General features: G+C 52.3%; 4 protein-coding genes and 1 pseudogene. 3 read left to right on the forward strand and 2 right to left on the reverse strand.

The genetic code is table 11. The features are described from left to right. The 3 genes from R6U67_RS13555 to R6U67_RS13565 all read left to right on the forward strand — a co-directional run. A partial coding sequence (locus tag R6U67_RS13555; RefSeq protein ID WP_410253040.1) for an RNA-guided endonuclease InsQ/TnpB family protein occupies positions 1-635 on the forward strand: 635 nt, incomplete at its 5' end. A 183-nt stretch (positions 636-818) separates the two neighbouring features. Further along, positions 819-1,316: a Fur family transcriptional regulator gene (locus tag R6U67_RS13560; RefSeq protein WP_410253041.1), complete on the forward strand. Its 498-nt coding sequence runs from the start codon at positions 819-821 to the stop codon at positions 1,314-1,316. Between the two features lie 84 nt (positions 1,317-1,400). After that, positions 1,401-2,213, forward strand: a complete 813-nt coding sequence (locus R6U67_RS13565) for an ABC transporter permease (protein ID WP_410253043.1) — start codon at positions 1,401-1,403, stop codon at positions 2,211-2,213. On the opposite strand, the gene R6U67_RS13570 is transcribed toward R6U67_RS13565, so the two are convergent. Next, on the reverse strand, positions 2,185-2,751 hold the full coding sequence (locus R6U67_RS13570) for a peptidase C15 (RefSeq protein WP_410253042.1): 567 nt from the start codon (positions 2,749-2,751) through the stop codon (positions 2,185-2,187). The genes R6U67_RS13565 and R6U67_RS13570 overlap by 29 nt on opposite strands. Positions 2,752-2,793: 42 nt before the next feature. Further along, positions 2,794-3,003, reverse strand: a pseudogene (locus R6U67_RS13575) (hypothetical protein); the annotation flags it as partial.

A 3,003-nucleotide genomic window follows, 5' to 3' on the forward strand; every position in this document is an offset into this window, starting at 1 on the left:
GCTTAAATCATTTCTACACTGACTCAGGTGGTCAAACTGTAGAAAATCCCAGACATCTAAGAAAGTCTGAGAAAGCACTCAAACGCCTTCAACGTCGATTAGCTAAAACCCAGAAAGGGTCTAAGAATCGACAGAAAGCTAGACATCGATTAGCGAGAAAGCATCTCAAGGTAAGTCGGCAGCGTAAAGACTTTGCCGTCAAAACGGCATTGTGCGTCGTCCGGTCTAACGACTTGGTAGGCCATGAGGACTTGAGGGTGCGAAATTTGGTAAAAAACCATAATCTCGCTAAATCTATTTCAGATGCGGCCTGGTCAACGTTCCGTCAGTGGGTGGAGTATTTTGGTAAGGTGTTTGGGGTAGCAACGGTTGCTGTTGCTCCCCAGTACACGAGCCAGAATTGCTCCAACTGCGGGGAGAAGGTCAAGAAATCTCTATCAACGAGAACCCACCGCTGTCCCCATTGTGGATTTGTTGCTGACAGAGACCATAATGCAGCTATTAACATCCTTGAATTAGGATTAAGTACCGTAGGGCATACGGGAACTCACGCCTCTGGAGATATCGACCTCTGCCTGGGTGGGGAAACTCCTCAAGGTAAGTCGAGTCGTGGAAAGAGGAAACCTCATCAGTAATGGTGGGAATCCCACGCTATATTCTTTGAATTAGCGTGGGAGGATGTCAAAATGGTTCATGGATGGAAACAAAAGTCCCCTTCCATAAGATAGATTTTTAACTCTGGCCGATTCTTGAGGTAATGTTCATTTCGCCAAGAGTCGTCACCTTCTCCCTGTTGATAGCAAGCCAAACCTAGACTGATGAAACATGAGGCGATCGCACTAAAACCCATACGCTCTCTCCAAGACGCCCTCGATCGCTGCCAAGCCCTGGGAATGAGATTGAGTCGCCAGCGTCGGCTAATCCTCGAACTTCTCTGGGAGGTTCAGGATCACGTCTGTGCCAGGGACATCTATGATCAACTCAGTCGCGCCGGCAAAGAAATCGGCTATACATCGGTGTATCAGAATCTTGAGGCCCTGTCGAGTCACGGCATTATCGAATGTATCGAACGCTCCGACGGCCGCCTCTATGGTAACATTAGTGACCCTCATAGCCATATCAATTGTCTCGATAGTCAACAAATTCTCGATGTGTTTGTCGAACTTCCCCCAGACTTAATTGAACGCATCGAAGCCGAAACCGGGGTTCGCATCACCGACTATCGCATTGACTTTTTTGGCTATCGAAATCCTAAACCGGAGGCCTCTGCACCAACAGATGGCGTTGAGGCTGTCCCTGTTGATTCTGAACGATAACCGTCTTCCGTTATGGCGATCGCCCCCAAACCCTCCCTCAACCCTGTCGCACCTCGCAAACGTGCCAATCTCTCAATTCGGTTGATGTGGGTGGGGCTAGTCATCACCGCTATCTTTATCCTTATCGCTCTCACCGCCCCTCTCTTGCAAGGGGTGGGCCTGATCCAAAGTCCTAGAGAACTCCTTGATAATCCCATTCACCAGCCCCCCTCCTGGGGGCATTGGTTTGGGACGACTCGCCTAGGTTACGATGTCTTCTCCCGCACCCTCTACGGCTCCCAGGCAGCCTTAAAAGTGGTGGTTTTAGCCACGTTACTCAGTATTTTGACCGGAGTCCCCCTCGGACTGGCTAGCGGCTATCTGGGGGGCAAAATTGACCGGCTCTTGCTATTTGTGATGGATGTCATCTATACCCTACCGGGGTTATTGTTATCCATTACCTTGGCGTTTGTCGTGGGACGGGGCCTGTTTAATGCGGCCTTAGCCCTCAGTATTGCCTATGTCCCCCAATATTATCGGGTGGTGCGCAACCACACCGTCAGCATTAAAACCGAGTTATATGTCGAAGCCGCGCAAGCGATGGGGGCCTCAACCTGGCGCATTCTCTCGAAATATCTCTTTTTCAACGCCATTCAGACGGTTCCGGTTCTCTTTGCCCTGAATGCGGCTGATGCGATCGCCATCCTCGGCGGTCTCGGGTTCCTCGGCTTAGGACTCCCCGAAGCCACCCCAGAATGGGGCAATGACCTCCGCCAAGCCCTCGAAGCGTTACCCACGGGGATTTGGTGGACGGCCCTGTTTCCCGGCTTAGCCATGACCCTAATGGTGATTGGCTTATCTCTGTTGGGGGAAGGCTTGAACGAGTTTGTTAACCCGAAGCTACGGCAAAATCGCTAACCGCCGCAGAGGCGAGGGGATAGACGGTGGGAGTCCAGGAGGCCAGCCGCTGTAGGACCTGTTGGGCCTCCTCGACGATCGCGGGCCAGGCCGGTTCGTGAGAGGCGGGAACATGAAGAAATACAGCCTGAGTGGGCAAGTTGGCAGCGGCGATGGCCGACAAAACCCGATAATAGGTGGCATTACAGACAAAACGGCCGGCGTGATAACTCACATCCGTATGCGGGAGTCCCGCCACCAACTCCCAGACATTGATGGGGGTGCAGTAACTCCGCGACCCCTGTACCGCCCGGCGTTCCACCGTCAGACGCGATCGCCCCTCCGCCATTCCTCCCAAGACCACCCAGCGAGGCTGCTGGTGATAAATGATCTCTAGGAGTTGGCTTGAGGCCTGCCGCGTGTCTACCGGAAGCCGTCGCAACAGTTGTGAGGGTTCGGGTAAGCCACCGCGATCGTGCAGTTGAGCCAAGAGATCATCACTGGAGTTACTACGGTGATGGGGTTTCCAGATATCGAAAGATGACAACAGTAGGGACATGGAGCCGTGAAGGGTTCACACCTGGGGAACTAATTTTAAACGTTACGTTTTAGAGTCTTGGGGTGTCACAGTTTGACTAACTGAAATAGGGCGATTTAATCGTTCCTGAACGACCTCAATCGTGCGATCGCTCCACGCCATCATACCATGAGGAATCACCGCCACCTGCACCACCTCACCAACCGGCAAACAGCAATGATGAGCCGGAACAATAATAAAATCCCAGACCGTCCAAATACTGGTCATTTCCAC

It is taken from the genome of Sodalinema sp. (genome assembly GCF_046483825.1).
GTDB lineage: Bacteria > Cyanobacteriota > Cyanobacteriia > Cyanobacteriales > Geitlerinemataceae > Sodalinema.

Bases quoted from the DNA above. Each gene is read 5' to 3' on its own strand.
- R6U67_RS13565 (WP_410253043.1), top strand. From the start codon at position 1,401: ATGTGGGTGGGGCTAGTCATCACCGCTATCTTTATCCTTATCGCTCTC.
- R6U67_RS13570 (WP_410253042.1), bottom strand. From the start codon at position 2,751: ATGTCCCTACTGTTGTCATCTTTCGATATCTGGAAACCCCATCACCGT.
- R6U67_RS13560 (WP_410253041.1), top strand. From the start codon at position 819: ATGAAACATGAGGCGATCGCACTAAAACCCATACGCTCTCTCCAAGAC.